Raw genomic sequence first — 19,846 nt, 5'->3', positions numbered from 1 at the left:
ATCGCCGTCTTGGAAACCGGCTGCTGACCAGAGCGTCGGGGGCGATGAGCTACCTCTGCGAGGCAACACAGCTACATGCAGTACTGCAACGGCAGCGCCAGACGGCGCAAGCAATGAAGTCGATGCTTCAGTAACAGTACGCACGACTTACTCTGTGAAGCTAGCGAATTGGTTTGCACGTAGGCTGCGGAGCATGCGAATAATCTTTGCGTATGAAGTTGGTAACTCTGCACCTTGCACAGGTATCTCTTCAACACCTGCAGTTTGCAGCTTGTCGTCGCTCGTGATCGACGCGGGGAAATCGCGACAGTACTGGGCGAGAGCCAGCAGTGGGAGTTCGAGCCGCCGTCGCGATCCGTGCAGTCTTGGCAAAACCTTCTGCATAACGATCCGATCCAGGACTGCCGTCAGGCCCGCGATACCGGCTTCCTCTGCCAGCGATGCAAACCGAATCGCTTCATAGAACACTCGATGACCGAACTCGAGGTTATAGCGACTTAGTAGTTCGTGAAGCTGCTTCAGGTGAGGTGTGAGCTCATTGGTCGAACCGCTTTGGTGAGCCAGATGCCAATCATCGTCGCGCGCGATGGTCAACAAGCCCCTTACTAGCTCGGGATCGCCAGGGGCGCATGGTGTAGGCTTCCGCGCCTCAATGGATAGGTCGCTCGCCTGCACACGAAACTCAAAGGTGTTGGCGCGATCCAGTACCTTCGGCGAGAACATGTAGGTGGTCTCATCAACGTTGACCGTGCCAACTATCCACAGATTGCACGGGATTGGCACTCGCGCGTCCTCGCCGGCACGCACGCGCCAGCATCCATCCGTACCTCGTTGAAGATTGGGTAGGCAAGGTTTGCCAGACTCCATACCGGACAGCACGTCTGCGAAGTACCGCTCTACGTGCGCAAGATTCATTTCGTCTAACAGCAGCACGTAGGGATGCTGCGGGTCCGCGGCTGCCTTCAAGATGAATTCGAGAGGCGCAGGAACCGCCCAGGCTGGGCGTCCATCGAGCTCCCGCTTTAGTGCATCTTCATAGCCAAACAAGGTCTCAGCGCCTGTCCAATCAGGACGCACCGCAGCAACGTGGAGGCGATCGTTGCCAAGCCACTCACCGAATCGGATGGCAATCTGCGTCTTGCCAGAACCAGATAGTCCAGTCAGGATGACTAGCGGCTTTGTGACGATGCTTGAGATGAAGGCGGAGACAAGCGTGTCATGCTGATCGCCGAATTTGACGCCGGAGGCTTGTAACGCTTCGCCGAATGCGAGCACCGCCTCCCGTAGATCGGCCTTAACTGGCAGAGGCGTGTCCGGCTCCACGGGCTCAATCGTCTCGATCGGCATCTCGGCTCTCCCGGCTGACAGTACCCCAGCATAGACATCGATCAGATCATCCAGCTCCTGCTGCAGTTCGGGAATTGGTAGTGGTTGAGAGATGTCATATTCAGCTCGAACGAAGGAGGCGCCGTATCGGTCTGGGGCATGCCCATAGCGATCCTTGAACCACTCTTTTACTGTTTGAGCTCCGTTTAGGTCGCCCCAGCTCAGCCGAGCCGAACCCTCTTCACTCACGCCATAGCAAAGCAGAAGTTGCCGCTTTTCCCGGAACAGGAGTAGCACGGGGTAAACACCCTCGGACACGGATTGCCCCTCTCCAAGGAAGGCAATCCATGGGATCCGCGCGAAGTTTCCTTTTCCAAAACTCACACGTACTTTCAGCCCTTGGTATTCACGGAGGTAACCTTGCGCGCTTAGCTCCTTACCGGACTCGGCTTGCTCTAGGAAGCGCTGAATCAGTTCTGCAATGCCGCTCTCGGCCTCGTCCTCGTCCTTGGGCTTAATTTCAAAGCCAAGCCGACGCAAGAGGCGGAAGGCTGACGACTCCTCACCGCCGGAGAAACTGGCACGGTCCAAAGGCTCCCCGGTTGCATGTTTTACGGCAAGCGATAGCACCAATTTCGGTGGGTACCGATTACCGTCATCCACGAGATCGTAGCCCGTTGATTCAGCATCCGGAGGCACGCCGTCTTGCTGGATTTCCTCGATGGCCTGGCGGACTTGCGCTGCCGTCACGCTCTCCGTGGCTGCGGCAAAGGTCTCGCTCCGCCACTCGCCCTTGAGTGGCGGCACGTAGTAGTCCAGTTGTGTGGTTCCCCGCTCCATCTCCAGACGCTTGCGTATCGATTGAAGCTCACGATCCAGCTGCACCGCATCCATTCGATTCACTTCCCGGCGATCCCGCTTTGAGTAGTGTCGAACAATGGTCTTGCGATCGTTCTGGCCGAAGATGCGCTCGAAGTCGTCTGGGAAGAGAAGGAACAGCAGCATGTGGCGGAGCTGCCTCGCTTCCCAATCGGGCACCTCCTTGAGCCATTCGTCGAACTTCCAACCGTCTTCCATCAGTTGCCGCTGCTCACCGGTATCTAGCTCACGGAAGCGACGCATGAAGTTGATGAGGAAAACGAGTTCACGCCATTGATTCTGGTTGAATCCAGGGCCGGCACTTCCGGCCCCCGCGAGGGCGTCATCATCTAGCCAGCGGGAATTCGTTGGGGCCTCTTCACCCGACCATGCCCATACGGTTTGCACGGTCTTCCGTTTATGTGCGGGAGTCAGGCTACTTGGACAGAGATACATAACCCACATCATCTCTGCCACGAGCTGCTTGGCAGCGGCGTCTGTCGGCGCAAGTTGCTGCTCTAGCTTCTGCAGGAACTTGCCATCGCCGACATCCGGTCGCCGAACGAAGTACTCGTCGAGAACATCAAGCAAAGGCGATGTCCAGAGCTTATTGCTGGTAAGAACCGAGCCACCACCGAGCAGCGCGGAGTCGCGCCAATGGGCGGCGGCCTTTAGGATGGCCTTTGAATCGTCGTCTCCGCAGTACCGGCTCATGCCACCTCACTCCTTAGATGCTGTTTACTCAACGAATGTTGGCCTGGATATCCTGCGCGGATAGTGACAGCCGCAAGCGGATGTGACAGGTACCAACTCAACGAATGAGAGCGTACCTTCAATGTGAGGTGACGGATACCCTCGATGCGTGGCATGTACCTGTCGAGCACCGGAACGGGCCCCTCAAGGGGTTGTCGCTGACGGCCGCGGGATCGCCGTGTTCTCGAGCAAATAGAGCTGGTTCAACAAGAGAAACTCGGTCAGCGCGGCACCTCGATTCTGGGACACTTCTTTATGTGCTCTGGGATTACGGTAAGCCAAATAGGCACCAGTGAAGATTTGGCCGCGGCCCTTTTGCTCGCCAGAGTCAATATCAGGCCAAATCAACTGGGAGTCGTCTCCGTTAAACGCCATGGAAAACAACCGTGTACTACTCGCATCGGTATTTAGCCTTTTTCTTATTATGTCTTCTAGGCGGCGGAAGGCATTCAAAATACTCCGATCCGGGTCATCAAAAAATTCCACCGCCAAATCGCTTATACGTGAATCAATTATTGCCCATGGCATAATAGGCCGAAACAGCTTCCACACATCGCCATTTTCAACCCCGCGATATCCGACGTCGTATATATAGTCATACCAACGCATCGGTCGAACCGCATCGCTTGACTGAATAAGATCCAGATCCTTTACGGTTAATGCCGATGCATCAATGCGATCCAGCAGCGCGGCTGGGACCGCGCACTCATCAATCTCGACTCGATAGGCCCGAAGAATGCAAAGTACCTTTGCGAGCGTTCGCGGGCCTTCCCCGCCATACCCGGAACTAAATCCCGACTTGACCGCTACAAGCTCTCCTCCATCCAGCGTCAGAAGCAGGCAATGGCAATTGTCGGCGGTAAGTATTTGAGCCAGCCCGATTCGTTCATCGAATTGTACGAGTCGCATAACGGCATCGAGACAGCTGGCAGAAATGCCCGCTCTTCCGATGTACTGAATCGCGGCTAAGCCGGCCCCCTTCGTTAAGGTCAAGTTCCGAATCATGGCTTTTTGGTCGAAAGTTTATGGCTGAAAAGGACTGTCCGGAACAAGCGCACTGAGACGCTGATATTCCAGCCGAATCGCTAGACTCGGTTGCGAGCTAAGCGCCACGGCTTTAATATACCTTAAGACGTGGGCTCGGATGCCGATAATACTAGTTCGCGACTTCAACCCACCGCTACCAATGACGTTTGATCTTGCCAAGTATCTCGAAGAGCGTCCAAACCAGAAGGAGTTCGATCGGGAACTCCGAGCGACCAGGAGTTGGAGGGGATGGGATTGCAAGAAATCGCAGCTGTATACGATCTCTGAGGGTGGGGAGCTATATTCGCCGAAGCAGATAGTTTCCATGGCCATCGACCTCTCGATCAGGGTTTTTCCGGCAGCCAGTCAAGAGATTCCTCTCTTGAGGAGCGGGATTCAAGATTGTACGGCTCGCGAACAAGCGTCAAGCATCCGAGTATGCGGTGCCACCGAGCTTCTCATTCATCGACTCTATCTGTCGAGTCTGACCCGCGAAAGAGAAGGTTGCTTTTTAATGGACGGGCAGCGGGTGCGAGCTAAGCGATCCGCGCCGGGCTCGAAAGCGCTGTGAAGGAAATGTCGAAGCTGCAAGCCAGAGCAGGCTGCACAAAGATTGCAGCCGCTGCAGCAACGGTGCGGAAATACTTAGAGACCATTTAAAAAAGACTGCTCAGCACGCTTGAAGATGTTTCAGCAGACGAGAGAACAGCCAAGTTTTAGGAATGCTTCGTGGATGTCAGCGCGGCGCTCGAAGCGAATGCGAAGACGACGGAAATTGTGGAGCCATGCATGCATGAGTGCGTTCGACCATCCAGCGAAACTTGCCGCGACCGTTATCGCGCATGCCTTCCTCCATTGTCAGGTCGCCGACACTCAACGTGGTCGGACTCCTTGCCAAGGTGCCTGCGGAGCGCCTAATCGGGGTTGAGAAAGATCTGCAAGGATGCGAAAAAATGTCGCTTAGTGAGCGGAAATGAGCCAGGAATTTCGGAGACGGACTCTCATCTGGAGGCCGCGAGCCTTTCCCTTTTGTGCGCAGACTCTTCCGAGTCATCTGTTGCAATCGCTCCCTACTCAAGAAGGGAGCCATGCAGAGCAATCGCTACCCCCCCGCCTGAATGTTGCATAGGACGATTCCTATTGACATACTACTGGACAAGAAAAGGAGTGGGTTGCGACTGCCGGCCCCACAAGAACCAAATACAGAGCTACTGACGCAATATGGCACAAAAATTTATCTGCTTCCTCTCCTGGCTATTCAGCCTTTATCCCGTCGAAAAGCAAGTAATCGACCCCACCCAAAAGCTTCTGAATGGGATGCGAGTGACCTCGAAATGTAGATATAACGCCTCAATTCGCATCAGACGACAGAGTCAGTTTTCCTTTTTTGCGACAACCATATTATCCCTCGGCCTCATTTTAGTTCCGCTATTGCAAAATTCCGACATAAAGCTAGCATTTCAATCCAAGGTTCTAAATATGCTGCAGATTTTTTTGGCAGTAGCAGTCCTTGTATATTCCGTGATCAACGCGACCGCCAGATACGAAACCCGAGCAGAAGCGCTCAACGAGTGCGGGGACAAAATCAAGGACTTGATACGAAATTTACGACGAGAACTGGCTGAAAGCTCAAAGTCAGGGGTAACAGTTGACCTCACAAAATACAACCAAAGCTACGATAATGTCAGCACCGATGCAGAAAATCACGCGCGCGTCGACTTTCTTTTCGCGACGCTAGAGATGAAGGAGGATTACAGATACACAGGTATCACGCGGCTATATTTGTACCTCAAAGGCACAGTGCTTTCTATAACCCCATATACCATCCCAACTCTTATGCTTTTGTCAGAGATACTCTTTATTACGGACATGCTATCAATCACAAAGATATTCACCCCGTATCTTGCCCCAGCTTAACATAGTCGGCTTACACTCAAGATAGCACAGAGTCCATCAATAGATCGAGAAACGGAAGATCAAAAGCCCCTATCCACTGACGTCGATCCCTTATTTATTTTGAATGACTCGCGGCCACCGTTAGCACCCCCTACATTCTAGAGAATTTCATTACCAATGGAAAGCCGCCCTCCAATTAGCGAATTCAGAAATTTACCGTACTCCCGGACGTTCGAGACCCTCGCCTTACCTCATTTAATTGCGGCAACAGGCCAATTCTTTGGGGGGGCGATTTCATACTGCTCGACGCCTATGGCAATGATGTTAAGGGAGCACGAAATTGATTTAACCTTAAATCCCGGACGAGGCGTTTATCAATTAGGCCCGAATTCGGCGATTATTCTTGGCCGAGTACTTGAGAACAGGCACCTCACTGCCGTCTTTTCTCTACAAATCTCAAAGTCTTCCGCGATTGGATTATCGAATTTCGCCAACATATTTGAGGCGGCCCTAGCACTTAGCCTTAGTCGCAGCAATCGCTTCAAATTCGAAGATAGACCACAGCAATTTGGAGAGGATTTGGTCGAACTATCGATCGCGAAGTATTTCAGCAAAGGATATTACGACTACCGTCAATTCCTTTATTTAATCAAAACTTTTCACAAACTATCAAACACAACTTTTGAAGGCAGAAATTTCACAACCGGATTGATTCTAACGAGATCTTTTCATGCCTTCTCACAATCGGGACCCAAGTCTCGCGAAGGGCAGCGGCACCCTCTCAAGAAAAATGCGTATATCTCCCCTGGCAACGGTTTTGATAAGCGCCTATGGTACTTGGCGGATGGCCAAACCTCGTTCTTTGTCTGCGACAAGCATCTCCGAATTTTGGATCTATTTCTTCTTACAAATCCCGAGCAAAAGCTTCAATCATTTGTAGACGACTATTCGCTAGGCAAAACAGTGAAGGGAGGGGACGCCCTGTTCCGCGTCACCAGCCGATCTGAATTCTCAATTGCGGGCTCAGGTGGAATGGAATTTAATTTCAAAGAAGGGCAATGGCGAGTGAGGAATCTGAAATCAATCTCCGAAATTGTCAAATCGTCACTTGGTGTGGACGAAAAATTCGTTCAATGCTTCCTCTACTTTATATTCTATCTGGCACGTCGCAGATTAAGCGCAATCCTCTGGGTTCCGAAGGACCTGGCAGCGATAGACAGCGTTCTATTATCAAAAAATGAGCTGACCGAGAAACCCTTTTCCATACTCGATGAAAAACATACGCGAACTCTGCTACGCCTACTGGCTAGTGACGGGGTCTCTATTATCGGCGTCGATGGCTCGGTGATCTCATACGGCTCGGTAATAGATACGTCAAAGATTGCTATTAAGGGCGTCAAAGGCACGGGAGAATCGGTATCCGCCTTACTTTCCCAAAACGGGCTTTCGGTAAAAATATCACAAGACGGGAATATAAAATTGCTCCCCGGAAATGGATATCCGAGCATGATAATTTGAACCCAGAAGGCGAACAAGTGGAATCCAAATCAACTGAAGAGGTGTCGAATTTTGCAATCATCGGCGCCGGGTCTAGCTCCGGAAATATTAGCTTCGCTTTGGGCGCTGGTGGCACCACGACTAAGCAGTGATGGCCAGCTGTCTCCAGCAAGGACTTAGCGGCATCACAGCAGGAGACCAACGCATTTGTCAACGCTCAAAATACTAGCCCCTGGAATTTGCGAAGGTCCAAGAGACGTGGGCGGCACCATTTCTCCCGGCCTATGGGTACTTCTCATGTTCACCAGGGCATGTGCCATGCTGGTGAATCTGCGCCCTCGCGGGAGTTGTGCGGCTTGCCCACAAAGACGCAGGTGCCATAGGCCGAATCTCGACCGGAAAGCTGGCTCGCAAAAGTGCGGCATGCTTCTGTGCTCGCTCAACAGACAAATCGATCGTTCACGTCTTATCAGCGGACGCCAAGTCTGGCGGTCACGTCTACGCAGAACTTATCTGAAATGATCATGTGCCCTCAAGCCACGAGTCGAGATTCTCGTGCGCTGCCAACGCCTGCATCAACACCGCGCGCCAGTGGTTACGCCCGTGGATGCCAAAGCGCTCCTTAGCGCGATGGCCTAGAAACTGCCGAACGTCTAGACCGCCAGCATCAATAAAAATCCGGCAATCGGACAGGACCTCGGCGATTTCATCATTGCTGAGTTCGGCATAACGCTCTAGCAGGTGCAGCCTGTCAAAGTGAGAGTTGATCAGCGCCCAAGTCGATGCTTCGATTCCATTCGGTCGCACGAGCGAAAACCTGGCGCCGACTCCCAACATTGCGTCCTCTTCATGCAGCGTGACCCTCACGAAGGTCTCATCCGGTATTTCATCCGAAAAGGCATGAAGATACTGACGCCGTCCGGCCGGTGTAAGCCAATCGTCGTCCTTCGTGGAGTTGCACTTCGAGCAGCAAGGAACCAGGTTCAGAGGATGTACCGCAAATTCGGGAAAGCGCACCGCAGGCAAGTAATGATCAAAGGTCGAATGGATTGTTGTCCCACACATTGGACAATACTTCAGCAGCCGCTTAGGCTGTGCCGCAATGATCGCCTTCTTCAGGTCCCTCAAGGGCTGCGTTGCACCCTCGTAGCACGCGCGCAAGGCGACCTTGATGGGGGTAGCTCTCCCGTCAACGGCCATCAGGCGCAGCGTATCGTCCGCAATCGCCTCATTCAATTCGTCGTACCGTTCCTCAACGAAGGTATGCGCTGCAATCAGTTGGTTGCGTACAGCCAAATGCTTTCGATTCCGGATAGCAACGTATCGATCAACATAGGCAGGATCGTCACCAAGAGGCGTCAGCCGCTTCATTTCTTTTTGCCTTCGGACTTCCCGTACTGCGCCAAGAGGTAGGCTTGGGCACTCAGGCTTAAACCGCGATCAAATCGCGCCATCACCTCTGCAGGGGACTCGTCTGCAGACAATTCCTTGAGAGTGCGCCGATAAAGACTTTCTACCTCGATAGTTTCGAACACGTGGCGCGTGAGTTCGGTGACACTTTCGCCGAAGCTCTCCAGTGTGAGCGGTTCGGCGACCGTTACATCTCCTGTGCGCTGGAATACCAGGACGCGCTTCGCCGGGATCTCCTGAATGACGACCGGAGAATGGGTGGCGACGATGGCATATGAATCGAAACTCTCTAGGATGTCCGCCAGCACCAGGAAAAGACTTGCCACCGCATTGGGGTGCAAGTGCGTTTCCGGTTCATCGAACAGCACCAGCGTATTGGGCTGGATCCATGCCAACAATGCCGTGACAAAATGGCAGAGAATGGACTGCCCGGAACTGAGCAGCGACAGCGCCCGATCATCTTGAGTCGACCCCGAAATCTCCTCCTTAAGACTAGCCGTGAGGTTCTCGCTCAGATCGCCCAGGATTGTCTTCATATGCCAAGTCCAGTCGGCCTGCAAACCCCTCTCGCGAATGCGGCTCTGATTCTTCCTGTAAGCCTCGATCAATGAATTGCGCGACAGTCCGCCCTTGTCATTGCGAATGCCACAATAGACATAGCTGCTGGATGCATCGGCCGGCGGCCGTTTGAAGCGATCGAACGCGCTGTATGAGATGGCGATGATCCGGGTGAACAGCGGCCGCCCACCGGGAAATCGTGCTTCGCGCTCGGCCAAACGCTCTGCAGATGTACGTGATATCTGGGCAAGATCCTCTCCCAGTTTGGCCAGGAACCTAGTCTTACCAACTGCGTTGCGGCCAATGATTCCGACAACCCTCCCGGGTACGCGATCTTTGCCGTTGAACGCAATCTTCACATCGATCGGTTCCTCGGCACCATCGATGACGCCGGAGTAGTTGAACGACAGTTTCTCCGTCGCCTTTTCGCCTTCAGCCCAAACCCGGCCGAAGCGCCGGGAACGATGCGCACCATTCTCCCTCATCATCGCGTTCCGGAACGCGGAGGTGGGTTCAAAATCTGCTGCGAGCGCTGGTTGCCAGGCAATGTCGCGCAAAGCAATGAGCACGTCGCCGACTTGCCGACCGCGCAGTTGGTGAAGTCTCTCGTAGTAATCCTCCTCCTGGCCGAGAGAAATGAACTCGTCACCCAGTTCATCGAAGGAAGCCGGGAGCATTGTCTTCGATGCAACCTCCATCGGCTCCTTAACATCGCCGGTTCTCTGCAGAATCTTGACGGGGCCAACGCTTGTTTCGCTGCCTTGTGCATCGATAAACGCCAAGTGGAATTGCACCACATTTCCGAAATCGTTCCACTTGTCCGTGGTCAGCACGAACACAGGGCGAGGAGTTTTTGCAACCACCTGGCCGCGAGATCGGACCAGAAATTTCAAGCTTGACGACATTTCTCTTTTCCTTCTTCTCTAGCCGTCGTTAGCAATCCATGCGACGTCATGGCAAGTGGCCAACTCGCCGAAGCTGCTATGCACCACCCATTGCTGCGACGATCGAACCAGGAGTCGTCATGTCTACGAATATGTGAATCGAGCGGATCATGTAACCCTTACAGCCTTCGCCAAGGGCACCTGTGTGCACCGACAGCGAATCGGCGTGAGCATCGATCAAATCGAGTTTCGCGCCTTCACCATAAGTGCCCCGAATACGGGCATTGTTGCCTGCTATCTAAGCTTCTGATGGCAATTTCAGTACGTAGTCCAATATCATCCCCCAGTGCTGACCGCTCCCAAAATCGACTTGGGGGCTTTTGGTAAGCGCCTCTTGGGGCCGCTTTACGACCATATCAACGTTATCTAATAGGCACATTTTGTGGCCAAAAGGCATCCATAACCCACCCATAACCGCCCATACCCTGAGCTCCTACCGGCCGGGGTCCAGATCTGGGGCCACCTCACCAAGTGTGTAATATGTGCCGCGCCGTTCACCGCGCTGCAGCAGGTCTCCCCGCTCTTTCAGCCGTTTGAGCAACTCTTTAGCTTGGCCTTCGCTAAGCCGGCAAAGGCCCATCACTTCCGAGCGCCTGATCCGACCGTGCTGGCGCACATAGCTCAGCCTCGCGACATCACTCTTGAATTCGACAGTCAAAGATTCCTGTCGAGGAAGCATCCGAGTCATATGCAATCGAGTTACTCCGTCATGCCGCTTGCTACGCGCTGTGCGTACTTGGCAGGCAGATCTTTTTTCCAGGAATCCAGCAAATGAAATCGCCCGGGTAGACGGCGCAACCGAGAGCTGGTCCGGGGACGCTTCGGCAACGGCGTCCGCCATACCTCGAAGTCAATCCGACCGGCCAATCGCGGGTCTGCGTACACCACGCAGTCCTCTCGCTCATCCGTCCAGCTCAGTATGTTTCCGTCGGTCACACACTGAAAACCAAGCGACCTGAGTCTGTCTTCTGCCCATTTGAGCTGCTCCCGCGTACGCGACGGCGCCCACGAGTGCGAACCCTCATCGAGCAATCGGGGTTCGTTGTCCGGTGACGTGCGGTACAGGGTCTCTGTCTTGCGCCTCTGTGCCTTCGTCGCCCGTTCGGCGTCCCAGGCTTCCTGCTCGGCCGCCGCGAACTTCTCGTTCCAATGATCGCGAGCGAGCCTGAAAGCAGCGTCCACTACGACACATTGACGGGCATTCCCCCAACCGACCAGGTGCCGCCGCAATCCCTCTGGCAATGAATAGCCCTCCACATACAGGGAGCTGCTACCTTCATTGCATAGTGGGCACCGGGCCCTGCGCTCGCCCAATCTGTCTTCCAACAACGTGGGCTTGTCGACTCGTTCGATCAGTGTCTCGACAACATCGTTCATCCATACCCGGGTTGCTTCGCGGGACTCGCAGGAGTAGTAGCCATGAAGGAGCTGGTCAACCTCATAGGGCATCAGGCCGATGATCGCTCGCCGAGCCACGTACAGATCAGACTTTAGCTGGCGGATCTCCGCTTCAGCTGATTGAGTATTCGAGTACCGCGGCAAGGACATGGCTATACCATCCGATCAATCGCTAGAACGCTTCCTGAGCGCGGTTGCATCGTCAGTGGCTTCAACAAAGCTCAGGCGAAAAAAAGCCAACCCTAAGGCTGGCTTCGTGGTCATGCAATGCGCGTACAGTTGGAGGGTATCACGCATTTCTCCTCAATTCCTGTACGTCGGCTTTAGACATCAATATTCCGAGCCACCAACGCATTCGACTCAATGAAGTTCCGACGCGGCTCAACCTCATCCCCCATCAGCGTAGTAAAAATCTGATCCGCCGCAATAGCATCCTCAATCTGCACCTTAAGCAAACGGCGTTGAGTGACATCAAGGGTGGTTTCAAACAACTGCTCAGGATTCATCTCCCCCAGCCCCTTATACCGCTGACGAGAAACCCCACGCTCGGCCTCAGACAACAACCACTGCATAGCAGCATGGAAGTCATTCACCGTCTGATCCCGCAGCTTCTCACCCTCACCACGGCGCACCTTGGTGCCTTCCGCAATCAACCCCTGGAAGGTCTTGGCAGCCAGCGACAGCGCAGCGTAATCAGCGCCATGCACAAAGTCCGCATCCAGATGCGACAACCGCACATTGCCATGATGCCGGCGAGCAATCATCAGACGATGCTTGTCCGTCTTCTCATCAAACTGCGCATAGACATCCGCCGTACCGTCGTCATTGACGGCAGCGCCCAGCAAAGTCTTCGAGTGCATCTCCGACAACTTGGCCTTCAGCGCGGTAGCTGAGGCTTCAGCAGCGGCAGCACTGTCCAGGTCCAGCTCGATGCCATCAGCAATAGCGCGCAGCGCATCGCTATCCACGATGCGGGACAGGCGGCCGATCACGGCTTCGGCCAGTTGGTACTGGCGAGCCAGCTCAGTCAGCGCATCACCGGAGACTTCGCTGCCGTCCGGGTTGACCAGCGCAGCCTTTTCCATCGCCAGACGCAGCAGGTAGGCATTCAGCTCGGTGTCATCCTTGATATACCGCTCTTCCTTGCCGTGCTTGATCTTGTATAGCGGCGGCTGGGCGATATACACGTGGCCGCGCTCGATGATGTCGGGCATCTGGCGGTAGAAGAACGTGAGCAGCAGCGTGCGAATGTGGGAGCCGTCCACGTCCGCGTCGGTCATGATGATGATGCGGTGGTAGCGCAGCTTGTCGAGGTTGTAGTCGTCCTTGCCGATGCCGGTGCCTAGCGCGGTGATCAGCGTGAGCACTTCCTGGCTGGAGAGCATCTTGTCGAAGCGGGCGCGTTCCACGTTCAGGATCTTGCCCTTGAGGGGCAGGATGGCCTGGAACTTACGGTCGCGGCCTTGCTTGGCGGAGCCGCCTGCGGAGTCACCCTCCACCAGGAAGAGTTCGGACTGGGCCGGATCCTTCTCCTGGCAGTCTGCCAGCTTGCCGGGCAGGCCCATGCCGTCGAGCACGCCCTTGCGGCGGGTCATTTCGCGGGCCTTGCGGGCGGCTTCGCGGGCGCGGGCGGCGTCTACGATCTTGCCGCAGATGATCTTGGCGTCGACCGGGGTTTCCAGCAGGAAGTCACCCAGGGCCTTGGCGACGAGTTCTTCCACGGGCAGGCGCACTTCGGACGAGACGAGCTTGTCCTTGGTCTGCGAGCTGAACTTGGGCTCGGGTACCTTCACGGACAGCACGCAGGCCAAGCCTTCACGCATATCGTCGCCGGTGGTTTCCACCTTGGCCTTTTTGGCGATCTCGTTTTCTTCGATGTACTTGTTCATCACGCGCGTCATGGCGGCGCGCAACCCGGTCAGGTGGGTGCCGCCGTCACGCTGCGGGATGTTGTTGGTGAAGCAGAGTACTTGTTCGTTGTAGCCGTCGTTCCACTGCATGGACACTTCTACGGCGATACCGTCTTTTTCGGTGTTGGCGTAGAAGATGTTGGGGTGCAGGACGCTCTTGCCGCGGTTGATGTACTCGACGAAGCCTTTGACGCCGCCGGAGAAGGCGAAGTCTTCTTCCTTGCCGGTGCGCTGGTCGGTCAGGCGGATGTGCACGCCGTTGTTCAGGAACGAGAGCTCGCGGATGCGCTTGGAGAGGATCTCGTAGTGGAACTCGACGTTGGTGAAAATTTCTTCATCAGCGAGGAAGTGGACTTCGGTGCCGCGCTTGTCGGTGGGGCCGATGACCTTCATCGGCGAGACTTCCACGGGCACGCCGTCGGGGCCGGGCACGGTTTCCACTACGCGGTTCTGCACGGCGCCTTGGGCGAACTCGAGCAGGTGGGCCTGGCCGTCGCGGCGCACAGTCAGGCGCAGCCACTTGGAGAGGGCGTTCACGCAGGAGACACCCACGCCGTGCAGGCCGCCGGAGACCTTGTAGCTGTTCTGGTTGAACTTGCCGCCGGCGTGCAGCTCGGTCATGGCGATTTCTGCCGCGCTGCGCTTGGGTTCGTGCTTGTCGTCGAACTTGACGAGCGGGGGAATGCCGCGGCCGTTATCGGTGATGGAGATCGAGTTGTCGCTGTGGATGGTGACGGTGATTTCCGTGCACCAGCCGGCCAGGGCTTCGTCGATGGAGTTGTCCAGCACTTCAAATACGAGGTGGTGCAGGCCGGTGCCGTCGGACGTGTCGCCGATGTACATGCCCGGACGCTTGCGCACCGCCTCCAGGCCTTCCAGGATCTGGATCGAGCCTGCGCCGTAGCTGTCTTGCTGTTGCGGTTGCGATTGCGGTTGTTGCTCTTCGGTCATGTTCTCTTACTCACGGCGAATGCGGCGATCTCTCGTCACGCCCGGATGGGCGCGCCCGGATCGGGCCGCATAGCGGGTTACATAAAAACGGCAAAAGGGGCGGATCTTAACGATCCGGCCCCTGGTGCGGCGGGTCTTGCGCGGGCCCCCTGGGGCGCCTGCGCAAGCCGTGGTGTGCCGTTAGATGCTCCGGTTTTGCGTATCTTGTGGTCCCTGTTACCGGCTCATCAAATGCGCATCGGCATGACGACGTACTTGAAGTTGTCGTCTTCCGGCACGGTGATCAGCGCGCTCGAATTGGAGTCGCCGAGGCTGACCTGGACTTGCTCGCTCTTGAGGTTGGCGAGCACGTCCAGCAGGTAGGTCACGTTAAAACCTATATCGAGGGCGTCCCCCGAATAATCAAGTTCGAGCTCTTCTTGCGCCTCTTCCTGGTCGGCGTTGGTGGAGCTGATCTTGAGCACATGCGTATCCAGGATGCAGCGCACGCCCTTGAACTTGTCGGTGGTCAGGATGGCGGTGCGTTGCAGGGCTTGCTGCAGCTTGACGCGATCGATGGCGAAGGCGTTCTTGTAGCCCTTGGGGATCACGCGCTGGAAGTCCGGGAACTTGCCTTCGACCAGCTTGGAGATCAGCTCGATGTTGGCGAAGGTGAACTTGACCTGGTTGGCAGCCAGTTGCACTTTCACGGGATCGTCGTTGTCTTCCAAGAGGCGTTGCAGCTCGAGGATGGTCTTGCGCGGGATGATGACTTCCTGGCGCGACGGGGCGCCTTCGCCGCTGGTGGCTTCGGTATCGAGCTCAACGCCGCAGTACGCCAGGCGGTGGCCGTCGGTTGCGACTGCCATGACCTTCTTGCCGTCTACCACCAGCAGCATGCCGTTGAGGTAGTAGCGGATGTCTTGCTGGGCCATGGCGAAGTGAACCATGGCGAGCAGGTGCTTGAAGGTCTTTTGCGGCAGGCTGACGGAGGCGCCGAACTCGCTGGCTTCGGCTACCGTGGGGAATTCTTCAGCGGCCAGGGTCTGCAGCGCGAAGCGGCTCTTGCCGGACTGCACGGTCATGCGCTTGTCGTTGAGCGACAGGGCGACTTCGCCGTCGGGCATGGCGCGCAGGATGTCGAGCAGCTTGCGGGCGGCCACGGTGGTGGCCACGGTGTCGTTGCCCACACCGCATTCGGCGTGCGTGGTGATCTGGATCTCGATGTCGGTCGAGAGGAAGGAGACGTTGGACCCGGACTTGCGAATCAGCAGGTTGGCCAGGATCGGGAGTGTGTGGCGGCGCTCCACGATGCCGCTCACGATTTGCAGCGGACGCAGCAGATTGTCTCGCGAGGTTTTGACCAATTGCATTGAATTTATCCTTCGTCGTTTGTAGTAAGCGACCGCGGGTGCGCACTGACTGGCACTAACTCGCTGCGTGTATTTCCAAAATGACTTTGGAATCAACAAGTTAATTTGCCATTGTACCAAGGATAAGCCGCTGCGGTGAAGCGGGAGAAGCGCGATCGGAGGGTGAATTTGTGCGCAAAGCGACACAAATTCAGACTTCTTCGGCTGCTGGCGACTTTTGTCGCTGGCCGCCCCCTCCGCCCGCTCGTCCCGACTCACCGCAAAGCCTTAGCCCAGGCCGTTTTCATGGCAATGTTCCGCAATGCCCCGGTGTTGCTTTCCGATTGATTCATGCGCCGGATCCTGCCCGGCGCGTACCCTACAGTATGCCAGCCCCGCGTGACCGGGCTGGCAAATGCTGCTTCACTGCGATTTCACGCGCCAGGTCAGCCCTTGAGCGTCTGTTCCAGCACGTGCAGCTCGTGGTTGAGCTGCGCATCTTTACTGCGCTCATCGGCGATCTTGCGCACCGCGTGCAGCACGGTGGTGTGATCGCGCCCGCCGAACAGCTCGCCGATTTCCGGCAGGCTTTTCTGCGTGAGTTCCTTGGCCAGGTACATGGCAATCTGGCGGGGCCGCGCGATATTGGCGGGCCGCTTCTTGCTGTACATGTCCGCGACCTTGATGTTGTAGAAATCCGCGCAGGTCTTCTGGATGTTCTCGACAGAGATCTGGCGGTTCTGCACCGTCAGCAGGTCCTTCAGCGCTTCACGGGTGACATCGATGGTGATGTCCTTGCCGTGGAAGTTGGAGAAGGCGAGGATCTTGCGCAGCGCGCCTTCCAGCTCGCGCACGTTCGATCGCAAATGCTTGGCGACGAAGAAGGCGACTTCCTCGGGCACGCTCACATTCTCGGCGGCGGCTTTCTTCATCAGAATGGCCACGCGCATCTCCAGCTCGGGCGGCTCGATGGCCACCGTGAGGCCGGAATCGAAGCGCGAGATCAGGCGATCGTCGATGCCGCTGATTTCCTTGGGGTAGGTATCGCTGGTGATGATCACCTGCGCCCGGTTGGCGATCAGGGCTTCGAAGGCGTAGAAGAACTCTTCCTGCGTGCGGTTCTTGCCGGAGAAGAATTGAATATCGTCGATCAGCAGCAGGTCGAGCGAGTGGTAGTAACGCTTGAACTCGTCGAACGCTTTGCGCTGGTAGGCCTTGACCACGTCGGAGACGTATTGCTCGGCGTGGATGTAGCGGATGCGGGCGCGCGGGTTCTCCAGCAACATGAAGTTGCCGATGGCGTGGATCAAGTGGGTCTTGCCCAGGCCTACGCCGCCGTATAGATACAGCGGGTTGTAAGATTTACCTGGGTTGTTGGCCACCTGGATGGCCGCGGCGCGCGCGAGCTGGTTGGCCTTACCGGTGACGAAGTTGTCGAAGGTAAGAATGTGGTTCAGGCGCGAGCGCTCGTGCACCGAGTCGTTCTGCTGCTGGCCGCCGAGCTGGTTGCCGGGGTGGCCTTGGTGACCTTGGTGACCTTGGTGACCTTGTTGGCCCGGGTGCCCCTGGTGGCCTGGGTGACCTTGATTGCCGCCTTGGTTACCCGGGTGGCCGCCCTGCATGGGCTGCTGGGACGGCTGCACGCGGTAGGAGCGGGCGCTGGCTTCGGCCGGGTCGAGTTGCGGCACGTCGATATCGACGATCTCGCCACCCATGCCGCCCATGTTGCCTTGGCTGGCATTGCCGGGATAGTTGCCGCCGCCACCAGAATTGCCGGGGTAGGGCGCTTGCCCGCCGCGCTGGCCGGACTGGTTCATGGGGCCGTAGCCCTGGCCGCCCTGGCCCGGCTGCATGCCGGGCTGGCCAAAGTGTTGCGACAGCGGCTGGCCGGACGGATAGCCGGGGCCGGCGTGCGCGGGCGCCATGCCGGGCTGGCCGGCCTGACCGGGTTGTTGCGGATAGCCGGCAGCCGCCCGGCCCGAGGCGGCGGGGTCCAGGACAAAGTGAACGCTAACGTTGGCTTCCCAGTATTCGCAGGCGAGCGCGGTGATGCGGCCGGAGAACTGGCTTTTTACCCAATCGAGCTTGAAGCGGTTGGGCGCGGCGATACGCAGCGCATGCGCTTCCTCGTCGAAGGCGACAGGCGCCAACGGCTTGATCCAGGTCTTGAACTGTTGCGGCGTCAGTTCGCGCTCGAGTTGCGCGGCTGCTGCCTGCCAGAAATCTTGCATTGTTTTGTTGTTCGGTGTTCGCCACGGTGCATGGACAGTCCGGCCGAATGGACAACAGGCAAGGATCGGTGAGGCATCCTTGCCAGAGGTACGTTCAACCTGAAAACGATCGCAAAGCGATCCGCAATGACCCCGCAGCCCGGGCCCCCATGGTGATCGACGCGACAAGCGGGAGTCGCTGACGAGCGAGGCGACGAAATCGTCGCTGCCCGTTGCGCGTCCGTTGTCCGGCATGCCAGGGTGTTGCCCGGGTTGCGCTTGCGCCACGCAGCCCGTGTGGTGTTTGGACCCGGATTGTACCCCCCGCCCCAAGTTATCCACAAAGGATAAGTCTGTGGATAAGTTGTGAAAAAGCAGTGAATTGTTGTGCACAACCCTAGTTCTGGCGCGGGTTTCCGGGTAGGCAAAACGCAGGAAAAGCTAGTGGAAACAGAGACTTCGCTCACCCCCACCGACCCCGGGCAGCACCCCTGAAGAAAAAAAACTTACCCACTGGCGATTGTGGACAATGAAATACAACGGGCTGTTGCGTATTTTTCAGGCAGGGGTGCAGAAGAAGGCTCTAATCCATCTGCAGTCTTGACACGTCGCGCGAAACTCAGTTAAATGGCGGGTTCTGCGATGCCGCAGGGGATCACGTATGCGCATCGCCGGGTCTGACCTGTTCCGTGCAAGACTGGTGCGTTTGGCTTTTCACTAAGCTGGCTTTTCACCGAGCCAAAGCGTGCCGGAAATAGCTGGATTGGCCGGAACAGGCAGCGGGCCGGGCAGGCTGATGGGGTTGGAACGGATGGGTTGATTTACGATCCGCTCCGGCAAGATTCCCTCCCTCAACTGCTTCGCTGCCTCGCGAGCGTCGCGTACCGATTCGTCGGTGCCATCGATTCGCGAGATGGAGATACACGCGGCCGGCAGCAAGATCACCACAGCAGTCGGCAACACCGCAAACCGCGGCAGCCCCATGCGAACCATACGCGGCGGCGCCCGGCTTAACGCCGGAAGCCGGGCGAGCCCAGATCAACCAGAGAGTGCAACATGAAACGTACATACCAACCTTCCGTTACCCGCCGCAAGCGTACCCATGGTTTCCGCGTGCGCATGAAGACCCGCGGCGGCCGTGCCGTCATCAACGCGCGTCGTTCCAAGGGCCGCAAGCGCCTGGCAGTCTAAGGGCCTGGCGACCGGCTTTGGCGGTGCTGCAGTTTGCGCCGCCTTGGCCACTCGCCTCGCCTTTTGGACGGCCGGTAGCCAGCAGCCAAGCACAGCTTTTCCGCTCGCTTTGCCTAGCGTGACTACCTTTGCCTACCCTAAAGCCGCGAGGCTCACAAAAACGGATGAGTTTTCATCCGTTTTTGCATTGCGCCCGCGCAGGCGCAGCCAGCATTTCGTGCTGTATGTGGGCGAGAACGGCCTGCCGCAAGCCCGCCTGGGCGTGGTGGTTGGCAAGAAGTTCGCGGCGCGCGCCGCCGAGCGCAACCTGGTCAAGCGCATGGTGCGGGAACTGTTCCGCGCGCGGCAGGACAAACTCGCGGGCCGCGATGTATTACTGCGCCTGCAGGCCAAGTTCCCGCGTGCGGAGTTTGCCAGCCGCACCGCGATACGCCGGGCGTGCCTGGCTGAGTTGACTGGCTTGTTCGAGGTAGCGGTGCGTCCGCTGGCCCCGCGCCCTGCTGCCCCTTCCGGGGTGTCGCCGCCAACGTCCGCCGAGGCTGCGCCCGCTGAAGTCCCGCCCTCGGGCGCCCCCGCTTGTTGACCGC

14 protein-coding genes and 1 pseudogene are annotated in these 19,846 nt (G+C 56.9%); 4 read left to right on the top strand and 11 right to left on the bottom strand.

Annotated elements, in window-relative coordinates:
• Positions 1-147 precede the first annotated feature (147 nt).
• The 3 genes and pseudogenes from ACYP5B_RS03375 to ACYP5B_RS03365 all read right to left on the bottom strand — a co-directional run.
• Positions 148-2,898, bottom strand: coding sequence for an McrB family protein (locus ACYP5B_RS03375; protein WP_459568536.1), 2,751 nt, complete (start codon positions 2,896-2,898; stop codon positions 148-150).
• Positions 2,899-3,081: 183 nt separating this feature from the next.
• Positions 3,082-3,930, bottom strand: coding sequence for a TIGR02391 family protein (locus ACYP5B_RS03370; protein WP_459568535.1), 849 nt, complete (start codon positions 3,928-3,930; stop codon positions 3,082-3,084).
• A gap of 723 nt (positions 3,931-4,653) precedes the next feature.
• A pseudogene (locus tag ACYP5B_RS03365) lies at positions 4,654-4,798 on the bottom strand (IS5/IS1182 family transposase); the annotation flags it as partial.
• A 386-nt stretch (positions 4,799-5,184) separates the two neighbouring features.
• Between ACYP5B_RS03365 and ACYP5B_RS03360 the strand changes: the two are divergent.
• Positions 5,185-5,880: an SLATT domain-containing protein gene (locus tag ACYP5B_RS03360; RefSeq protein WP_459568534.1), complete on the top strand. Its 696-nt coding sequence runs from the start codon at positions 5,185-5,187 to the stop codon at positions 5,878-5,880.
• A 156-nt stretch (positions 5,881-6,036) separates the two neighbouring features.
• Positions 6,037-7,377, top strand: coding sequence for a hypothetical protein (locus ACYP5B_RS03355; protein WP_459568533.1), 1,341 nt, complete (start codon positions 6,037-6,039; stop codon positions 7,375-7,377).
• Between the two features lie 501 nt (positions 7,378-7,878).
• Here the strand turns inward: ACYP5B_RS03355 and ACYP5B_RS03350 are convergent.
• From ACYP5B_RS03350 to ACYP5B_RS03315, 8 genes are all read right to left on the bottom strand, one after another.
• Positions 7,879-8,727: a hypothetical protein gene (locus ACYP5B_RS03350; protein WP_459568532.1), complete on the bottom strand. Its 849-nt coding sequence runs from the start codon at positions 8,725-8,727 to the stop codon at positions 7,879-7,881.
• Positions 8,724-10,229 (bottom strand): AAA family ATPase, encoded by a 1,506-nt coding sequence (locus ACYP5B_RS03345; RefSeq protein WP_459568531.1) that lies wholly within the window; start codon positions 10,227-10,229, stop codon positions 8,724-8,726. Before ACYP5B_RS03345 ends, ACYP5B_RS03350 begins: the two co-directional genes overlap by 4 nt.
• Positions 10,230-10,701: 472 nt before the next feature.
• Positions 10,702-10,926, bottom strand: a complete 225-nt coding sequence (locus ACYP5B_RS03340) for a hypothetical protein (protein ID WP_459568530.1) — start codon at positions 10,924-10,926, stop codon at positions 10,702-10,704.
• Between the two features lie 41 nt (positions 10,927-10,967).
• Positions 10,968-11,816, bottom strand: a complete 849-nt coding sequence (locus tag ACYP5B_RS03335) for a hypothetical protein (RefSeq protein ID WP_459568529.1) — start codon at positions 11,814-11,816, stop codon at positions 10,968-10,970.
• A gap of 173 nt (positions 11,817-11,989) precedes the next feature.
• Positions 11,990-14,527, bottom strand: coding sequence for a DNA topoisomerase (ATP-hydrolyzing) subunit B (gyrB, locus tag ACYP5B_RS03330; RefSeq protein ID WP_318234583.1), 2,538 nt, complete (start codon positions 14,525-14,527; stop codon positions 11,990-11,992).
• A gap of 227 nt (positions 14,528-14,754) precedes the next feature.
• Positions 14,755-15,879: a DNA polymerase III subunit beta gene (gene dnaN, locus ACYP5B_RS03325; RefSeq protein WP_318234584.1), complete on the bottom strand. Its 1,125-nt coding sequence runs from the start codon at positions 15,877-15,879 to the stop codon at positions 14,755-14,757.
• Positions 15,880-16,304: 425 nt separating this feature from the next.
• The gene (gene dnaA, locus ACYP5B_RS03320) at positions 16,305-18,089 is read right to left on the bottom strand and encodes a chromosomal replication initiator protein DnaA (protein WP_459568528.1); all 1,785 of its coding nucleotides are present in this window, start codon (positions 18,087-18,089) and stop codon (positions 16,305-16,307) included.
• 696 nt (positions 18,090-18,785) lie between these two features.
• On the bottom strand, positions 18,786-19,061 hold the full coding sequence (locus tag ACYP5B_RS03315) for a hypothetical protein (protein WP_459568527.1): 276 nt from the start codon (positions 19,059-19,061) through the stop codon (positions 18,786-18,788).
• Positions 19,062-19,124: 63 nt separating this feature from the next.
• On the opposite strand from ACYP5B_RS03315, the gene rpmH reads away from it, so the two are divergent.
• Positions 19,125-19,259, top strand: coding sequence for a 50S ribosomal protein L34 (gene rpmH / locus ACYP5B_RS03310; protein WP_006161855.1), 135 nt, complete (start codon positions 19,125-19,127; stop codon positions 19,257-19,259).
• A gap of 118 nt (positions 19,260-19,377) precedes the next feature.
• Entirely contained in the window at positions 19,378-19,842 is a 465-nt protein-coding gene (gene rnpA / locus ACYP5B_RS03305; RefSeq protein WP_459568526.1) for a ribonuclease P protein component, read from the top strand.
• The last annotated feature ends 4 nt before the right edge of the window (positions 19,843-19,846 follow it).

The organism is Cupriavidus sp. 8B, from assembly GCF_054589115.1.
Note: the sequence above shows the minus strand (reverse complement) of the source record. Positions and strands in the feature narration are given on the sequence as shown.

Bases quoted from the DNA above. Each gene is read 5' to 3' on its own strand.
- ACYP5B_RS03375 (WP_459568536.1), bottom strand. From the start codon at position 2,898: ATGAGCCGGTACTGCGGAGACGACGATTCAAAGGCCATCCTAAAGGCC.
- ACYP5B_RS03360 (WP_459568534.1), top strand. From the start codon at position 5,185: ATGGCACAAAAATTTATCTGCTTCCTCTCCTGGCTATTCAGCCTTTAT.
- ACYP5B_RS03355 (WP_459568533.1), top strand. From the start codon at position 6,037: ATGGAAAGCCGCCCTCCAATTAGCGAATTCAGAAATTTACCGTACTCC.
- ACYP5B_RS03350 (WP_459568532.1), bottom strand. From the start codon at position 8,727: ATGAAGCGGCTGACGCCTCTTGGTGACGATCCTGCCTATGTTGATCGA.
- ACYP5B_RS03345 (WP_459568531.1), bottom strand. From the start codon at position 10,229: ATGTCGTCAAGCTTGAAATTTCTGGTCCGATCTCGCGGCCAGGTGGTT.
- ACYP5B_RS03335 (WP_459568529.1), bottom strand. From the start codon at position 11,816: ATGTCCTTGCCGCGGTACTCGAATACTCAATCAGCTGAAGCGGAGATC.
- gyrB (WP_318234583.1), bottom strand. From the start codon at position 14,527: ATGACCGAAGAGCAACAACCGCAATCGCAACCGCAACAGCAAGACAGC.
- dnaN (WP_318234584.1), bottom strand. From the start codon at position 15,879: ATGCAATTGGTCAAAACCTCGCGAGACAATCTGCTGCGTCCGCTGCAA.
- dnaA (WP_459568528.1), bottom strand. From the start codon at position 18,089: ATGCAAGATTTCTGGCAGGCAGCAGCCGCGCAACTCGAGCGCGAACTG.
- ACYP5B_RS03315 (WP_459568527.1), bottom strand. From the start codon at position 19,061: ATGGTTCGCATGGGGCTGCCGCGGTTTGCGGTGTTGCCGACTGCTGTG.
- rpmH (WP_006161855.1), top strand. From the start codon at position 19,125: ATGAAACGTACATACCAACCTTCCGTTACCCGCCGCAAGCGTACCCAT.